Source organism: Singulisphaera chitinilytica (genome assembly GCF_049331405.1).
Classification (GTDB): domain Bacteria; phylum Planctomycetota; class Planctomycetia; order Isosphaerales; family Isosphaeraceae; genus PoT.
In genome coordinates this window covers 6,382,947-6,399,987 of the sequence record NZ_CP186274.1, presented here as the reverse complement: position 1 = coordinate 6,399,987, position 17,041 = coordinate 6,382,947, and the positions used below count along the sequence as shown (strand labels likewise).

Here is a 17,041-nt window from a genome sequence, read left to right as displayed (position 1 = left end):
ATGGACGAGCTCAAGGCCGCGCAAGCCTTCAATCGACGACTCTTCCTGGCTCGCTCCGGTGTGGGCCTCGGCAGCATGGCGCTCGGCTCGCTCCTGGGCCAGGACCAGGCCCGTGGCGCGAGCCCCTCGGCCGGGGCCTCGCCCGAGGCGGCGATCGGCAACCTGCCGGGCTTGCCGCATTTCGCCCCCAAGGCGAAGCGGGTGATTTACCTCTTCCAGTCGGGCGCCCCGTCGCAGATGGAGCTGTTCGACCACAAGCCGCACCTGGCCGACAAGCGCGGGATCGAGCTGCCGGATTCGGTCCGGATGGGGCAGCGGATCACGACGATGACGTCGGGGCAGAAGAACTTCCCCGTCGCCCCGTCGATCTTCAAGTTTGCGCAGCACGGACAGAGCGGGGCCTGGCTCAGCGAGCTCCTGCCGCACACTTCGAAGATCGCCGACGATATCACCATCGTCAGGTCCATGCAGACCGAGGCGATCAACCACGACCCGGCCGTCACCTTCGTCCAGACGGGCTCGCAGCTCGCGGGACGCCCGAGCATGGGCTCGTGGGTGGCCTACGGCCTCGGTAGCATGAACCAGGACCTGCCCTCGTTCGTCGTGCTCCTCTCCCGAGGGCGGACGGACCAGCCCCTCTATGACCGCCTCTGGGGCAGCGGCTTCCTCCCCACGCGATATCAAGGGGTCAAGCTCCGCGGCGGCAAGGAGCCGGTGCTGTACCTGGCCAACCCGGCCGGCTGCTCCCCCGCGACCCGCCGTCAGATGCTCGACGACCTCGGCGAGCTCAACAACCTGCACCACACCCAGACCGGCGACCCCGAGATCCTCACCCGGGTCGCCCAGTACGAGCTGGCCTACCGGATGCAGTCGTCCGTCCCCGACCTGACGGATATGTCGGCCGAGCCGAAGTCGGTCCTGGATATGTACGGGCCCGACGTGACCAAGCCGGGCAGCTACGCGGCGAATTGCCTCCTGGCCCGCCGCCTGGCCGAGCGCGGGGTCCGTTTCATCCAGCTCTATCACATGGGCTGGGACCAGCACGGCGACCTACCCAACGGGATTCGGAGCCAGTGCCGCGATACCGACCAGGCCTCCGCCGCTCTCATCACCGACCTCAAGCAGCGCGGCCTGCTCGAAGACACGCTGGTCGTCTGGGGCGGCGAGTTCGGCCGCACGGTGTATTCCCAGGGGGCGCTCACGGCGACCGACTACGGCCGCGATCACCACCCGCGCTGCTATAGCATCTGGCTGGCCGGCGGCGGCATCAAGCCGGGCCTCACGCTGGGCGAAACCGACGACTTCTCGTACAACATCGTGAAGGACCCGGTCGAGGTCTACGACCTCAACGCTACGATCCTGCACCTCCTCGGCATCGACCACACGAAGCTGACCTACAAGTTCCAGGGGCGCGACTTCCGCCTGACAGACGTCCACGGCAAGGTCGTCAAGCAGCTCCTGGCCTGAGCACCTTGTTGAAGTGTTGAAATGAAACGACGGCCCGGGTCGCGCGAGGATCAAACTCGCCGGCCCGGGCCGTCTTTGTTTCCCGGTCGGATCAACGGGCGGCCTTGCCCGGCTTGCCCAGCGAGCGGGGCCAGTTGCCTCGCCGCTGGACATTGCGGATGCGGCAGTCGGTCTCCTCGGCATAGTGGAAGAAGCCGAAGAGGCGCGAGTTGTCGGCCTCCAGCTCGCGCTCGTAGATCGGTACGTCGTTGAGGATCAGGCCGACCTTGTTCCCTTCGACCGTCAGCTTCAGGCGGTTCCAGTCGCCCGCCTTGAGGGGGAGCTGCTCGGGGCCGCGACGCCCCGAGGGGTCTGGCGTTTCATTGCCGGGTGCGAGGCCCGTGCGGTCGTATTCGCCATCGGTCAGCCAGTGGAGGCTCACCCCCTTGGGGGCGAGGATGAAGGCGAGACGCCCGAGAGCGGGGTGGACCAGGGTCTGGCCGGGTTCATAAAAGAACTCACACTCGATGGAGCCGTCCTCGCGGAGCGGCGTGTGGTAACGCACGAGGCTCTCACTACGGCTCCCGACCACGGCATGGCGTTCGGGACGTACCGCGGCCTGACTCCTGGAATATCGCATGGCCTCGTTCGATTGATCGGGCGGCGGCTTGAGGCGGGCACCGAGGATCTCGTCGCCCCGCTTCTCCCAGGCTGTTGGGGGCCCCGCCGTGGCCTCGTCGTAATAGCGGGCCGACCAGCCGGCGAGGTTCAGCGAGTCGCCGAGGTCGATAGACTCGGGCACCGTCGGCTCGCCCGAGATCGCCACGTTGCGGATCGAGGCCGAGCCGCGTTCCCTGGTCGCGATCGCCAGCCAGGGGTCGGAGGAGCCGGTCAAAGCTTGCTCGCAGACCCTGGCTCCGTCGACCGACACGATCAGCTTGGCGTCCTTCGCCTCGATCCGGATCGCCCGCCAGCCCTCGCTCCCCTTCGCCGCTTCCGGCAGGGTCACGTCGGGCAAGGACGCGCTGCCGAACGAGGCCAGCAGGGCCGTCCCCTTGGCGTTGAGGCCAAGTTGCATCCCACCGTAGGAGAGCATCGTCTGCCCTTGATCCGAAGCGCGAAGCTCGGCGGCCAGCACGAAGGGGGGCTTCAGGGGCGTGCGGAAGATGAGGCTGTCGTCGGCCTCGCCGGGGGAGCGGGTCCAGAGCCCTTCGCGTGCCGTCCAGAACGGTGCGGCGAGCCCACTGCCGCGAGCCTCGGCCGACCCTGGAGCCACGGCGAGCCAGCCGGTGATCTCGCGAGAGCCCCCGGGCTTCACCGCCTGGACCAGGGCCCGCTCATGCCTCGCATGCCGGAGCCAGCGCGGCGGGATCGCATCCTTCTCCAGCTTCAGAGGGGCGTCGGCCAGGGCGTCGAGCAGGGCCAAGGCGGCCTTCCCCTGGCGAAGCGACTCGGGCAGGCCGGCGACCGCGACGATCTCGGGCCAACGTTGCCATTCGGGGGCGTCGGCCGGGACCTTCGCCAGGAGCGGGTTGAGCCTCTCGAGCGTGGCCGAGGCCGCGGCATCGTTCCCCTGCGCCGCGAGGATCAGGGCCTCGATCGCGAGTTGCCCGCGACGGTCCTGGTCGGATTTCGCCCCGAAGCCTCGAGCCCGCTCGAGCAGTTCCGGGAGCTTGCCGAGGGCCTTGGCCTCGGCGACGAGTTCGAGGGCCGGGGCGACGACCGAGCCCCCCGCGACCTTGCCGGATGCGACGGGCGGGGCAGGATCGGCGGGCGTGAGATCCCCCTGGAGCCGGAAGGTCGCGTGATCCTCGCCGGGCAAGACCCAGGCCGCCAGCATCTCATAACGCTCGGCGGGGGACTTCGCGGCGGCTCGCTTCAGGACCTGATCGGCCTGCTTGACGAGGGCCTCCTCGCCGATCACGGCCAGGCGAGCCCGACGGAGCTCGGGAGGACCGTCCTCGCCCTTCCGCGCGAACAGCTCGGCGGGGATGAATTCCGGCCAGGCGCCCTCGCGGACGATGCCGCGGACGCGCACCTGGGTCCGATCCTTCTCGTGATAGAACGCGAACGTCCGAGAGTTCTCGGGTTCGAGGGGTCGCTCATAGATCAGGGCATCATTGAGCGTGATGGAGATCTTGCCATCGGCCAGGGCGAGCTTGATGGCGTTCCATTCCTTGGCCTTCAGGGGCAGGGGAGACGGGCCTCGCCGATCGCCCGGCACGTCGACCGCGTTATTGGGCTCGATCCCCGTCCAGTCGTCGGTTCCCTCCTTGGTAATCCAGTGGAGCCGCACGCCCTCGGGCTCGAGCAGGAAAGCGAGACGGCCGATGGCCGGATGCACGGCGACCTGCCCCGGTTCGTAGTAGAACTGGTATTTCAGGGTCTCGCCATCCTGGAACGGTCGGATGTAGGCGAGGGCACTCTGCACAACCTTGCGGACGCCCGAGAGGCTCTCGACCTTGCGGCCCACGATCTCGTCGCCGACGAGCGCCCAGTCGTAATCCTCGGAGCGAACCGGCGGGGCGGGCAGCTTCAGGAGCGACGGGTTCTTCTCGGCCTGGGGGGCGATCGTGTCGCGATAGCTCAGGGAATGCCAGTAGGACGTCCAATCCTTGCTCAAGAGGCTGACCGATCGCGGGATCTCCGGGCTGCCGGAGAACTCCGGATTCCGGTAGACGGCTTTAGGCGAATGTAGGAAGCCCAGCCAGGGGGCCGAGTCGGCCGACCGGTTGGTCTCCTGGATGACGTGTCCGTTCACCAAGGCCCGGACCTTCTCCGGCTCGGCGGCGATCGTGATGCGGTTGAATGCCCCGGGCCTCACCCACTGCCTCACGCTGGGGGCCTCACCCTGGACGGGGACCTTCTTCACCTTGCCCTGGACGCCGACGTTCAACCCTCCATAGGCGATGCCGGCGCCATGATCGTCATCCAGGAATGCGTCGAACGAGAACGTGAACGTCCCCGCCACCGGGAATCCGAGCCGGAGCGTCGTCGGGGTCCCCCCGAAGGACGAGAGGAGCCCATCCTGCAAGGCCCATCCCCCCTGCGTCGAATTCGACAAATGATCGTTCGGCCAGTGCAAGAGCCCGGGGTCGCGATCCAGCTTCGACCCCTGGCCCGCGGCTCGTTGCCAGGCGCTTTCGGCGAGGTCGAGTTGCAGGAACTGCGCGAGGTTGGCATCGAACTGGGCTGGCGGGAAGGCGAGCTTGACCAGGTCCTTTCCCATGCGTTCGCCGATTTCGGCGAGTTTGGGGTCGGCCAGGCAGGCCTTCGCGACGAGGTAAGCGGGCCATTCGTAGGTCGGCCGCGATGGGCTGTACCGGTTCGTTTCGTCGGGGGCGGGCTTCTCGGCGAGCTTCGTCCGGTACTCGTCGGCCAGGCGAGTGAGGCGGTCGGCGACCGTGTCGGCCTGCCCCCGGGCGATCCTCGTCAGGAGCCAGAGCATCTCGGCCCCGTCCTGCTTCTTCTCGACGGCCTTCTGCAACTCCGCGTCGAGGTCGTCGAGCTTGCCGGCCTCCTTCGCCGCTTCGAGGAGCAGGTCGGCCGTACTGAGCGAATCCGAAAAGCAGGCGGATGGGATCGGCTGGGGGGTGAAGATGGCCGGGAGTGGCTCGTATGCCATCGACTCTCCCAGCAGCCGCACGGTGGTCCGTGACGCGGTGGGCAGGGTCCAAACCTTGAGCCTCTCGTATCGTTCCGCGGCGGGGAGTTGGGAGATCTGGCGGACGAGCGTGACGCCCAGGCTTCGCGAGTCGCCGTAGTTATACCGGCTCTGCGGCAGGTCGCTATAGCGACCCAGGAGGTCCAGGGCATCATCGACTTGCCCGGCGCGGGCATATTCGTCGGCGAAGTTGGCAAAGATCATCTTGCGTCGGTAGAACACATAATCAACGTTGTTCCGCGAGGCCGCCAGCCCCCCTTCGGTCGCCGAGAGAGACTGCTCGAGGAGCCTCCGGCCTTTCTCCAGCTCCTTCTTCGCGAACCAGTGGCGGGCCAGGAGCCTTTGCAACGAGTTGCGCGGCTCCTCCTCGGGCTGAGTGCCCAGGTGCTTCAGGACGGCCTCGAGCAGGGCCTCGCCGCGAGGGGCGAGGCCCTGACGGCCCAGCGCCGGGATCGCCACCTGGCAAGCCAGCGTCGCCGAGTTCAGGAGCGAATCGCGCTGGAGCCGCGTCACCAGGGCATCGAGCGCCGGCCCCGCCAACGCATCATCCTCCAGGCCGATCCCCAGGAGCGACAGGAGCACCGAGGCGGAAGGCTCGGCGAGGAGTTGGCCCCGTCGCGGCTCGAGCACCTTCCGGAGGTCGTCCGTCTGTTTCGCGTCGATCGCGGCCTGGACCAGGAGGGACCCGAGATTCCTCGGTTCGGGCAGCGACGTGTTGCCGTAAGACTCCGGATTCGCGAGCGGCTGGGCATAGAGGAAGACTTCCTGCGGGCGCGACTCGGGCAGGACCGCGTCGCGCAGGATCTCGTAGATCTGCGCCGGTGTCACGCCCGACCGCTTCCACAAGGGGACGAGCGTCGTGAGCTGGCGCTCGACCAGGGGGTCGGCCGCATTCGCACTCGTCGTCGCCATGCCCCTCCTGGATCGGACGGACATGCTCATCGACGCGTCGGGCAAGGTCGGGTTCATGGGTGGACCGCTCTTGATCGCCTCGCGGACGGCGCGGAGCGAGAGGTCATTCATCCCCTTCTCGGCGGCGAGCTTGGCGAGTTGGGCGGCCTGCTCGAACCGTTCGGAGGTCAGCGACGAGATCGAGGAAGGCGCGGCCTGCGGCGCGGCGGGCGTCGTGACGACGAGCTGACTCACCTTCTTGACCCCGACCGTCGGTCGCGCCGGCGCGGGGGCCGCCGGAGCCGGTGCCGGCGCAGGCACGGGCACCCCGTCGGGCCTCGCCGGCTTCCTGGCCGACTTCGCGGGGGTGGGTTTGACGGTGATCATGGCGAGCATCCTGGACCAGCGGGCCTCGGCCGTGGGGCGGTCGCCGCGGTCGAGCGCCACCTGTCCCCACTCCCGGAGCATGGCCAGGGCCGGGTACGTGTCGACCTGGCGTTGCGCGGCTTCGAAGGCCCGGGTCGCGAAGACGTCGCCGCGATCCCGGACCGAATCCACCGTCCAGCAGGCCCGGGCCACGAGCCAGAGGCCCATCTGCCTCGCGGCCTCCTCGCGTTGCCGGGCGTTGGCCCGGGTTCCTGCGGGCAGGTTTTCCAGGGGAGTCTTCGCCATCAGGTCGGCCAGGTTCTTGGTCGACTGGTCGATGCCCTCGGCCGAGCCGGAGGCGAAGGCGACGAGCGCGAGCCCGACCTGGACCGAGATGTCATCCGGGGCCCGTTCGGCGGCCTTCGCCAGCGAGGCCTGGACCGCCGCGCGGGCCTCCGGTCGAGTGGTCGTCGCCGCGATCAGGACATCGGCCAAGCTGAAGACCGCGGCCCGATCCAGCGCCCGAGGCCTGACGCCGAGCATCAGGTTCAGCTGCGGCTCGCCGGGCTTGGGGTTCGGCTTCGGCTCGAGCAACCCCGCGAAGCAGGCGCCCAGGGCGTCGGCCTTGATCGAGTTGAACGCCTGCTCGAGCCCCTGCTGGGCCATGTTCGTGGCGTTCTCGCGGCTGGGGTAATAGTTCGAGTCGGCGGGGATGTTGGCGGCGGCCTCGAACATCTCGCCGTAGAGCCGCACGGCGTCGATCGTCGCGTCGAGCTGGAGCATCTGCGCCGCGAGTTCGTTCAGATCGTTGGCCTTCTGGCTGGCAAGGTACTGGATCGGATAGCCCGAGTAGTCGGGCTTGACCTCCGACAGTTTCCGCAGCCAGTTCCGAGCCTGCTCGGACCTCCCCGTCTGCTTGTAGATCGCGATCAGGCGGAGGATCGGGGTGTTGTACTGCAGCCCATTGCTCCGGTTATTCGAGGTCAGCGAATCCTTGATCTCGCGCTCGTAGAGCTTGACCACGTCCTCTTGCAGCGAGGGGACGTCCTCCAGCTCCTGGGCCACGACCCAGCGCATCTGGGTCGGCACGCCCTTGTTTTCCTCGTCGAGGAGATCCTTGAGGCGTGCGCGGGCCTCGGCGACGCGATTCGAGTGGGCCAGCAGGATGGCGGACATGGCCTTCCCGCCCGACCACTGGGGGAACTGCTTGAGGCTCTCGTCGACCTGCCGGCCGAGTTCATCGAGCTTGTTGAGCCGCTTCGCCGCCGAGATGACCCGGGTCAGCATGCCGACGATCCGGCCGTCCCCCTGGTACATCGAGATCTCATAGAGCCCCGTCCAGGGATCGCGCCGGACCTTCGCGGCGTTGGGGATCAGCGCCGAGACGCACATCTCGTAGGCCTCGGGCTCGTTCCACCAGGATTCATTGTTATCCAGATACGCCATGATCTGGGAACGTTGATCGGCGAAAACATCCCAGGCCTTCTTGAGGAGCTTCCGGCCCTGATCCTTGGTCTTCGGATCCGCCAGCAGGCCCTGGAGGATCTGGCCGACGTAATAGGGCTGGCTGATCGACTTCAGGTCGATCGAATCGAGGAGCGTGGCCAGCTCCTCCATCTTCCTCGCCTGGCGGTAGATGCTCATCACCGAGTCGAAGCCGTTGTTGGCCAGTAGCATCGGCTCCTGCTTCACCGCCTCGCGGATGTGCTCGACCGCCGCGGCGAAGTCCCCCGTCTGCGAGAGCTGGGTGGCGAGCTGGAATCGCAGTTTTGCATCATCGGGCTTGATCTTGATGATACGATCATAGGTCGCCTTTTCCTTCGCGCGGTCGTTGGCGGCCCTGTAATAATCGGCGAGGCTCTGGAGGATCTGCAACGACTTCGGCGAGCGCTCGGCCTGGGCCTCGAGCCTGGCGATCAGCTCCTTGAGCTTGCCCGAGCGCCCCAGCACGCGGATGGCCTCGTCGCGGGCCGATTCCTCCTCGTTGTAATAGCCGGGGGGGAGCGTGCGTCGGTTCCCCCGGCGGAGGATCTGGCTGGCGATCTGCGTCGCCTGGTCGGCCTTGTCCTGCCGCTGATACTCGGACATGAGCACGACCAGGGTCGAGGTCTGCTGCCCGGCCCTGCGCTGGGCCCTGGCCAGGACCGACTCGGCCTGGTCGTGCATGCCGAGCTGGTGCATCTGCCCGGCCAGCATCGTCTGCGTCGCCGCGTCGAGCCGGAGGCCGAACAGGCGGTCGCAGGCGAGCCGGGCGCGGTCGAGGTTGCCCGTCGAGACGGCGAGCCGGAGCGCGGCGAGCTCGCGGTTCTGCACCGTGGTGTTGTCGAGCGCCTCGATGCCGTCGAGGGTCGCCATCGCCTCATCCGGCTCCCCTTGCCGCTCGTAGAGGGCGGCAAGGGCGAGCGCAAGCTCGTTGTCTCCGCCCGAGAACTCGACCGCCTTCTTGAGGTCGGCGACGGCGGTATCCTTGTTCTCGTCCCACCAGTCCAGGGCGCTCAGGACGAGCGAGGCGTCGAGGCGGTCCTGGGCCGACTCGGCCTTCTCGGCCCGCTTGCGGTAATAGCCCAGCAGGTCGCTCAGAAGGTCGTCACGTTTGTAGATATCGAAGGCATTGCGGAGCGTACTGATCCCGCTCTGGTCGAGATAGGCGTTCGGTGTGGGATAGTCGACCTGCATGCTCCGGGCCTGGCCGTTCGCCTGATAGATCACGATCCGCGAACTGATGGCGACATTGGCCGAACTCCTCGCGGCCGTCCGATTGCGCTTGCCAGATTGTCGAGCCCTGCGGGCGATGAGCAATTGCTGATCGATCAACCTGGGGATGTCGGCGTACGACTTGGCATCGCCCCGGGCGGAGATCGTCTGCGAGATCGCCGCGAGATGGCTCGTCGGTGAGTAATACATCATCGAGGAACTCGTGCGATTGGCCTGGAGCTTCTCCGACCTGTCGATCAGGGCAATCAGGGCGTCGACATCCCCGCGGGTCCCGGCGGCCTGGATCAGCGAGGCGATGGTCCCCGGATCCTGCGCCGTGTCGAGCTCCTCGCGATAGACCGCCGTCTCCTGCTCGGTGCGCTTGGCCCGCTTCAATTCCACGAGGACGTTGGGGAGCACGGTCCCCTGGATCCAGTCCGGCCGACGCTTTCGCAGCCCCTGGAACGCCGAGACGACCTGGTCGAGTTCCTCGGCGGACAGGGCGGGGGTCGGGTCGGACGCCGAACCCGCGCGAGCGGCCATCCGCACGTTCACGCCGGTGCCGGAGGTGCGCGACGAGAGCGAGTTGAGGTAGACCCAGAGTGCCGACGGGTCGCTCGGGAACCGATGAGCGAGTTCCTTGGCGGCGTCATACGTCTGGGTCTGATCCTGGAGGACGAGCTGGAGCAGATACCAATCCCAGGCAAGCCGAGGGTCGCCGGGGTTCTTGTCGCGGGCGGCGAGTTGTTCTTTCAGGTAATTGTCCTGCGCCTTGCTCTTCTCCGCCTGGTGATAGAGCCAGGCCAGCGCCGCCATCCGGGCCTGCCCGTAATCGAAGGGAGACCAGACGTAATTGCTCGAGAGCCCATACGAGTACCGATTATCCAGGCCGACCGCCATCCGGGCCTGACTGGCGCTATAGACCCGGTCCTGCAGCGGGATCGTGCGGATACGCATGGCCGCCGCCGCAGTCGTGGGCAAGGCTCCCGCGGGGCGATTCGAATTGTTCCTCATGCGCGACTTCGCGAGCGCCCCGATCTCGTCGTCGTTCGTGTGGAGCTCGAGGATCGAGCGGAAGCGGCGGGCCGCCTCCTCGTCCCGGTTCAGGCCCGAGAGGGCGAGCCCCTCGCGGAAGAGGGCCTCCCAGTCGTCGGGCTTCCGGCGGATCAGTCGATCGGTCAGCGTGAGCACGGCCTCGCGTTTGTTGGCCCCGAGGAGGCTATCGACCGCCTGAAGCGAGCGGGCCGAATCCTTGTCGCTGGCCGCGAGTCGCGACCAGATGGCCTCGGCCTCCGCCCCTTCGCCCGCCTGGAGGTGGAGCTGGGCCAGGCGGAGCTGCGCGTCCTCGGTGGGCGTGATCTCGACGAGCTGCTTCTGGAACTTGACGGCGGCGGCCAGGTCACTCTCGCTCTCGCTCAGCGTCGAGAGCTGGCCGAGGATCTGGGCGTCACGCGCGTTCGTCGCGAGGAGCCGTTCGAGCTCCTGGCGGGCGGTGCCGAGGTCCCCCGCCGAGGCATACGCCTGGGCCAGGCAAAGGCTCATCTCGCGCTGCTTGTCGGGCTCGGCCTGGAGACGCTCGAGCCTGGAGACGAGGCGGTCGAACTGGTTGCGCAGGAGGTAGAGCTCGGTGAGCCTCGCGATGACGCCCACCTTGGCGTCGAGCTCGGCCGACTTCTCGAAGGCTCGCCAGAAAAGCTCGATGGCTTCATCCGTGCGGAATTGCCGGGCGAGTGCCTCGGCCAACGTCAGGGCGACCTTGGGGTCGGAGGGGTTGGCCCTCACCGAGCGACGGAGGGCGTCGAGCCCTTCCTCGACCTCGCCGAGTTGGAAGCAAAGGTCGGAATAATCTTGATACGTTTCCGGGTTCCCGGGCGAGGCGGCCAGGAGTTCGCGTCCCGCGGCGAGCGCGGCCTCGCGACGGCCGAGCCTGGCCTCGAGCTTGGCGAGGCTGGCGAAGTAGCCCGATCGTCCTCGACGATCGAGCCTGGTCAACTCCTTGAGGACCTCCGTGGCCGCGCCGAGGTCCCCGCCCATCTCGAAGATCCGCGAGGCGGCCGTGCGCACCGGGACCGATTTCGGATCGGCCTGCATGGCCTTCTTGATCGCGCTCGAGGCCTCCGCCGGCTTCTGCTCGGCCTCGAGGTAGCGAGCCAGCCGGAGCCATCGCGTCGCCGTCGGTTCCTTGCCGCCGTCGAGCTCTTTCTGCAAGGCATCGGCCTGGGCCAGTAGGGCATTGGCGGCCTGGTACGTCTTGATCCGACGCTCCAGCACGGCCTCCGACTGCTCGGGGTCGGTCGCGAGCTTGTCGGCGGCGTCGAGCTGGGCGAGCGTGTCGTCGTGGCGATCGAGCTGGAACAGGGCATCGGCATACTTGACCCGGAGGTCGTACTCGTTGTCGTCGAGCTTGCAGGCCTCGGCGAAGGCGTCGACGGCCTCCTTGCGATAGCCGAACCCGGCGAGGACCTCGCCGAGCCGAGCGAGGTTCTTGGCGTTGTGTCGGGACCCGGCGGCGATCTCGCCCCAGACGGCCTTGGCCTCGTCGGGACGCTTCAAGGTGTGGAGGAACTCGCCGAGATACTCGCGATACTGCGTGGCCTCGGGGGCCAGCGCGATCGCCTTCTTGTAGAGGTTGATCGCCTGGTCGGGCATCTCGGCCTGGCGGAAGAGGTCGGCGACCTGGGAGACGATCAGCGGGTCGGGCTCCTTGCCCTCGGTCAGCTTGATCCAGATCTCCGAGGCCGTCTGCTTGCGCGCGGCCTCCGGCTTCGTCTCGTCCTTCAGGAGCACCTGGCCCCACTCGCGGACCACGTCGAGGTTCTTGGGGTCGGCCTTGTGGATCTCCTCATATTGCTTGGATGCATCCGCATATTTTCCGTCCTGGATCAACTGATCGATGAGGGCCTTGCGGAGTTCTCTCCGGGAAGGGGCGAGCTTGACGGCCTTCTCGAACCAGACGAGGGCATCGGCCGTGCGCCCCTGGTTCGCCAGCGTCTTGCCGAGTCGGGAGAAGGCCTCGACGTCGTCCGGGGTCTTCTTGATCCAGCGCTCGTAATAAGCGGCGAGCCCGGCGAGGTCGTCGTTGCGGAGGAAGACTTCCTCGATTTTGCGGCGGACCTCGCGATAGAGCCAGCTATCGGGATTGAGCTGGCCGAGCATGCGCTCGAAGTCATCAAGGGCCTCGGCCGACCTGGCGAGCCGGACCTTCAGCTCGGCGGCCTCCATCTGGAACCGGACCTGGCGATACTTGTCCTTGACGGCCTTGGCCAGCGCCTCGTATCGGGTCAACGCCTGCGCAGGCTGGGCTTCCTCGGCCAGGGCGTCGGCGACCTGCTCCTTGACCCGGAGGTCGTTGGGGAACTGGGCCTCGAGCCGGTTCCAGACGGCCAGGGCCTTCTCATTCTGCCGGGTCCGCTGATACGACCGCCCCAGGGCCTGGTAGATCTCGAGCATGTCCGCGCGGGTCGGCTTGCGGGCGATGGCCCGCTCGAGCGCCTCGGCGGCGGCCTCCGGCTGACCGGTGAGGATGAGGGCCTGGCCCAGGTAGTAGCAGGGCAGGGGGTCGGCCGCCCTCTTCGCCTCGGCCTGCTTGAAGGCGGCCACGGCGGCGGCGTCTCGCCCGCGCTGGGACTCGAACAGGCCCAGGATCAGCCAGGCGGCGCCGTCTTCGGGATCCTTGGCCACGCGATCCTGATAGGGCTTGAGGAACGCGTCGATCGAGCCGCGTTCGACGTGATAGCCATAGATCCGGTCGAGGGCCGTGCCGCGCCTCGGGTTCTTCTCCAGCAGCGTGACGAACCGGTCAATGATCGTACGCTCACGCGTCTCTTCGGCCGATATCTCCGCACTCGGCTCGGCCTCTTTCCTGGGCCTCTGGGCCGAGGCAATTGACGGCATACTTATTAGCAACCATGCCAGCAGAATTAAGATGTGCCAGGGTCGATGCGACATGGAGGTCACCTTCCTTGAAGAATTGTAAAACCGTTAAAGACAGTTCTCGCAATACCTCGTCACTGCAAGGTAAACCCCTGAACTAACCCTGTCAATTGTCGAGAACGACCCCATCCGAGCATTTTCAAGAGATGCTCGTTTCTCAATTTCATTCGCATTGTTCATTTCCACAGACTGGATTTCCACCGTGACTCTCCGGACGCCGTTACGCTCCCCAAGGCACGGCGATCCTTGACGATAAGGACGATCTTCGCTCGCACTAGACGCCTTCGTATCGGCCATAACTCCCCGGGACACACCGGCGACGCTTGTGAACGGTTTTTGGGGGCCTCCGCCTTGGGTTCGACCACCCCGATCGACACCGATTCAACCCGTCTCAAACCTTGACGGCAGCGATTGACATACGAGATTAGTCTCCCGATACTAATTTCATGAATCTCTCACGACTGATGGTGCTGGGACTGCTCGCGAGCCAGGGGCCCCGGCACGGGCACCAGATCCGACGCGAGGCCGAGCAGACGAATGTCTCCAACTGGGGCGGGGTCAGCGTCGGGGCTCTGTATCGCGAAATTGGGCGCATGGCGGAAGAGGGGCTGGTCGAGCCGGTCCGGACGGAGCAGGTGGGGCTGAGGCCGACCCGCACCGTCTATCGGATCACCGACGCGGGGCTTCGAAACCTGGGCCTCCTTCGAGAGGAGGCGATCCGCGAACTCCAGTTCGGGCCCGACGCGTTCGGCGTGGCCCTGATCTTCGGCCGGACCTGGGCGAAGGCCGAGTTGCTGAGACTCCTCGCCGAGCGCAGGTCGAAGCTCGCCGGGGCCCTCGCCGGCATCCGCGCCGAGGGGTCCCGACTCCGGCTCGAGGGGAAGATTGGGCCGCTGGATAGCCTCATGTTCCGCCGCCGCGAGATGCAGATCGAGGCGGAGCTGCGCTGGCATGAGGAGTCCGAACGCGCCATCGACGACCTACCAACGCCCGAGACCCCATCATCCGCCCGAGATACGGCGGGCGACGGCCCGGGAGACGAAGCGTCGCCGAAGAAGGAGTCTCAGACTCAACGCAAGCCGAAGCCAGGGAGGAAGTCATGAACGACGATCGAAGGGTTGAAACGTTCGACGTCGCCATCGCGGGGGGCGGGCCGACGGGTCTGACGCTCGCGTGCGAGTTGGCCCTCGCGGGCGTCCGCGCCGTCCTGCTCGAGCGCCATGCCGAGCAACCTCCCTACTGCCGGGGCTTCACCCTGAATGCGCGGAGCCTGGAGTTGCTCGACCGCCGGGGGCTCGCGGATCGGTTCCTGGCCGAGGGGTACCGCGTGCCGATCGCGAGCTTCGCCGGGCTCGAGGCCCCCTTGAACCTGGCAACCCTCGACACCGACCATCCTTATACACTCGGCATCCCGCAGACACGCACCGAGCAACTGCTCGAGGCCCACGCCATCGAACTCGGCGTGCCGGTCCGCAGGGGCCACGAGTTGATCGGAGCCGAGCAGGATGACGGCGGAGTGTCGATCGAGGTCCGCGGCCCCGAGGGCATCTACGCGCTGCGTGCATCATATCTCGCCGGTTGCGACGGCGGCCGGAGCACGGTGAGAAAGGGGGCGGGCATCGGCTTCCCGGGGACGGACGCGACCACGACCTGGCTGCTGGGCGACGTGGTGGTGGCCGACCCGACGAGCCTCACGGTCGGTTCGCACCGCACGGAGCATGGGTCGGTCGTCGTCATCCCCCGGCCGGGCTACGTCCGCGTCATCACGGCCGAGCGAACGATGCCCAAGCACCGCGACGCGACCGTCACGCTCGACGAATTCCGCGAAGCCGTTTGCCAGGCCCTCGGGCGTGAGGTTGAGTTCGTCGAACCGAGGTGGCTCACGCGATTCGGGGACGCCGCAAGGCAGGCGGAGCGGTACGTCTCGAGCCGGATCATGCTGGCCGGCGACGCCGCCCATATTCACCCGCCCGCAGGGGCCCAGGGATTGAATATCGGCCTGCAAGACGCCTTCAACCTGGGCTGGAAGCTGGCCGCCAACGTCCAGGGCAAGGCCCCTCGCGAATTGCTGGAGTCGTACCACACCGAGCGTCATGCTGTCGGGGCGAAGTTGCTCCTCAATACGAGGGCCCAGGTCGCCCTCGCCGAGCCGCAGGACCGGCTCGACCCGCTCCGGGCGCTGATGTCGGAACTGGCCGCGTTGGCGCCCGTCCGACGCCACCTCGCCGAGATGGTGACGGGCGTTGGCACTCGCTACGACATGGGAGTACCGGACGCCGATGCCCACCCCATGCTCGGCCGACTCGCGCCGAATGTCACGCTGGAGACAGCCCAAGGGCCGCGGAAGCTCTCGAGTCTGCTCCATCCCGGCCGCGGCGTCCTGCTCGATCTCGGGGGAAAGCCCGAGTTGTGCGACATCGCCTCGAATTGGTCGGATCGTGTCGCGTTCGTCCAGGCGGCTCCGATGGAATGGCGGGGGATCGGGAGCGTCCTGATCCGTCCCGATGGACACGCCGCCTGGATCCGTTCTTCGAACGATGGGACGGCGGAGGGATTGCCGGAGGCGCTAACCCGGTGGTTCGGACCGGAGATGCATCCACATCGGGCACAAGCCTGATCATCCATAGCCCAATCGCCACAGCATCACATATCTGTCTCTCTCACTCCATGATCCCAGTCAAATCCGCACGGCTTCGGATAGGCTTTCCTCGCAAACGCCGAAGGTGTCAGGGCGATGCGCCGAACGGGCAAGGATTCGGGATTAGACATCTCCAGAACGCTCGAGATGAGCCGCACAAGGAGGTTACGAAAACCGACCTCTGACGACTGTCAGAAAAATTGTCCGTCAGAAGTTGAATTTGTTTGACTCACGAATTCGTTCGGGATAACTTCCGAAAAAATCCACATGGGAACGCGAAGGAAAATTCAACACGGCTTGAGACCAGACCTCTCATAAAAATGAGGTCGCGGACCGGGCCGAGCCTCCGAAGCGGTCGGAATCCCAGGGGTAACGAACCCGAGGTCAGGAGGGTCGACGATGGCGGATGTGGACGAGGTCAAGGCGCAGGTCGAGGAGTTCCGCTCGGGATTCAACCGGCTGCGAGACGAGATCGGCAAGGTCATCGTCGGCCAGCGGGAGATCATCGAGGGGACCCTCACGGCGCTCATTGCCGGCGGGCACGTGCTGCTGGAAGGGGTCCCCGGGCTCGGCAAGACGATGCTCGTGAGGACGCTCGCCGAGGCCCTCCACCTCAAGTTCCAGCGCATCCAGTTCACCCCCGACCTCATGCCGGCCGACGTCATCGGCACCAACGTCGTGCTCGAGACCCCCGAAGGGGGCCGGAAGTTCGAGTTCCAGCAGGGGCCGATCTTCGCCAACCTCGTGCTGGCCGACGAGATCAATCGCGCCACGCCCAAGACACAGTCGGCGATGCTCGAGGCGATGCAGGAACGCTCGGTGACCGTCGCCGGCAAGACGTTCCAACTGCAACGCCCCTTCTTCGTCCTCGCCACGCAGAACCCGCTCGAAATGGAAGGGACGTATCCGCTCCCCGAGGCGCAGCTCGACCGATTCTTCTTCAAGCTGCTGGTCAAGTTCCCGAGCGCCGAGGAGATCGAGAAGATCCTCGACCGCACGACCGAGGCCGTCGACCCCCACGCCGAGCCCGTCTTCGACGGCGAGAAGATCCTCGCGATGAACCGGCTCGCCCGGCAGATCCCGATCGCCGACGAACTCCGCCGCTACGGGATCGCCCTGGTCCTCGCCACCCATCCCGAGAACGAGCAGGCCACCGAGATGGCCAAGCGTTACGTGCGCTACGGATCGAGCCCCCGAGGTGCCCAGGCTCTCATCCTCGCCGCCAAGATCCGGGCGATCCTCGACGGCCGCTACCACGTCGCCCGCGAGGACATCCGCGCGGTGGCCCCCTCGGCCCTCCGCCATCGCCTCATCCTCAACTTCGAGGGGCAGGCCGAGAGCATCCAGGCGGACGACATCATCGAAGACGCGCTCGACTCGATCGAGTCGCCGGCCCTCGTCTGAGCCGA

Annotated in this window: 5 protein-coding genes; 4 read left to right on the top strand and 1 reads right to left on the bottom strand. The window is 66.8% G+C overall.

The genetic code is table 11. From position 1 onward, the window contains the following. A complete protein-coding gene (locus ACOYYX_RS25350) occupies window positions 1-1,467 on the top strand; it encodes a DUF1501 domain-containing protein (RefSeq protein WP_422924868.1) in 1,467 nt (488 codons plus the stop codon). A gap of 91 nt (window positions 1,468-1,558) precedes the next feature. Here the strand turns inward: ACOYYX_RS25350 and ACOYYX_RS25345 are convergent, their stop codons facing one another. After that, entirely contained in the window at window positions 1,559-13,009 is an 11,451-nt protein-coding gene (locus ACOYYX_RS25345) for a DUF1583 domain-containing protein (protein WP_422924867.1), read from the bottom strand. A gap of 431 nt (window positions 13,010-13,440) precedes the next feature. On the opposite strand from ACOYYX_RS25345, the gene ACOYYX_RS25340 reads away from it, so the two are divergent. The 3 genes from ACOYYX_RS25340 to ACOYYX_RS25330 all read left to right on the top strand — a co-directional run bounded on the left by ACOYYX_RS25340 (window position 13,441) and on the right by ACOYYX_RS25330 (window position 17,036). Then, window positions 13,441-14,097 (top strand): PadR family transcriptional regulator, encoded by a 657-nt coding sequence (locus ACOYYX_RS25340; protein ID WP_422924866.1) that lies wholly within the window; start codon window positions 13,441-13,443, stop codon window positions 14,095-14,097. After that, window positions 14,094-15,611, top strand: a complete 1,518-nt coding sequence (locus ACOYYX_RS25335) for an FAD-dependent monooxygenase (RefSeq protein ID WP_422924865.1) — start codon at window positions 14,094-14,096, stop codon at window positions 15,609-15,611. Before ACOYYX_RS25340 ends, ACOYYX_RS25335 begins: the two co-directional genes overlap by 4 nt. Before the next feature lie 420 nt (window positions 15,612-16,031). Further along, a complete protein-coding gene (locus ACOYYX_RS25330) occupies window positions 16,032-17,036 on the top strand; it encodes an AAA family ATPase (protein WP_422924864.1) in 1,005 nt (334 codons plus the stop codon). Window positions 17,037-17,041: the final 5 nt, after the last annotated feature.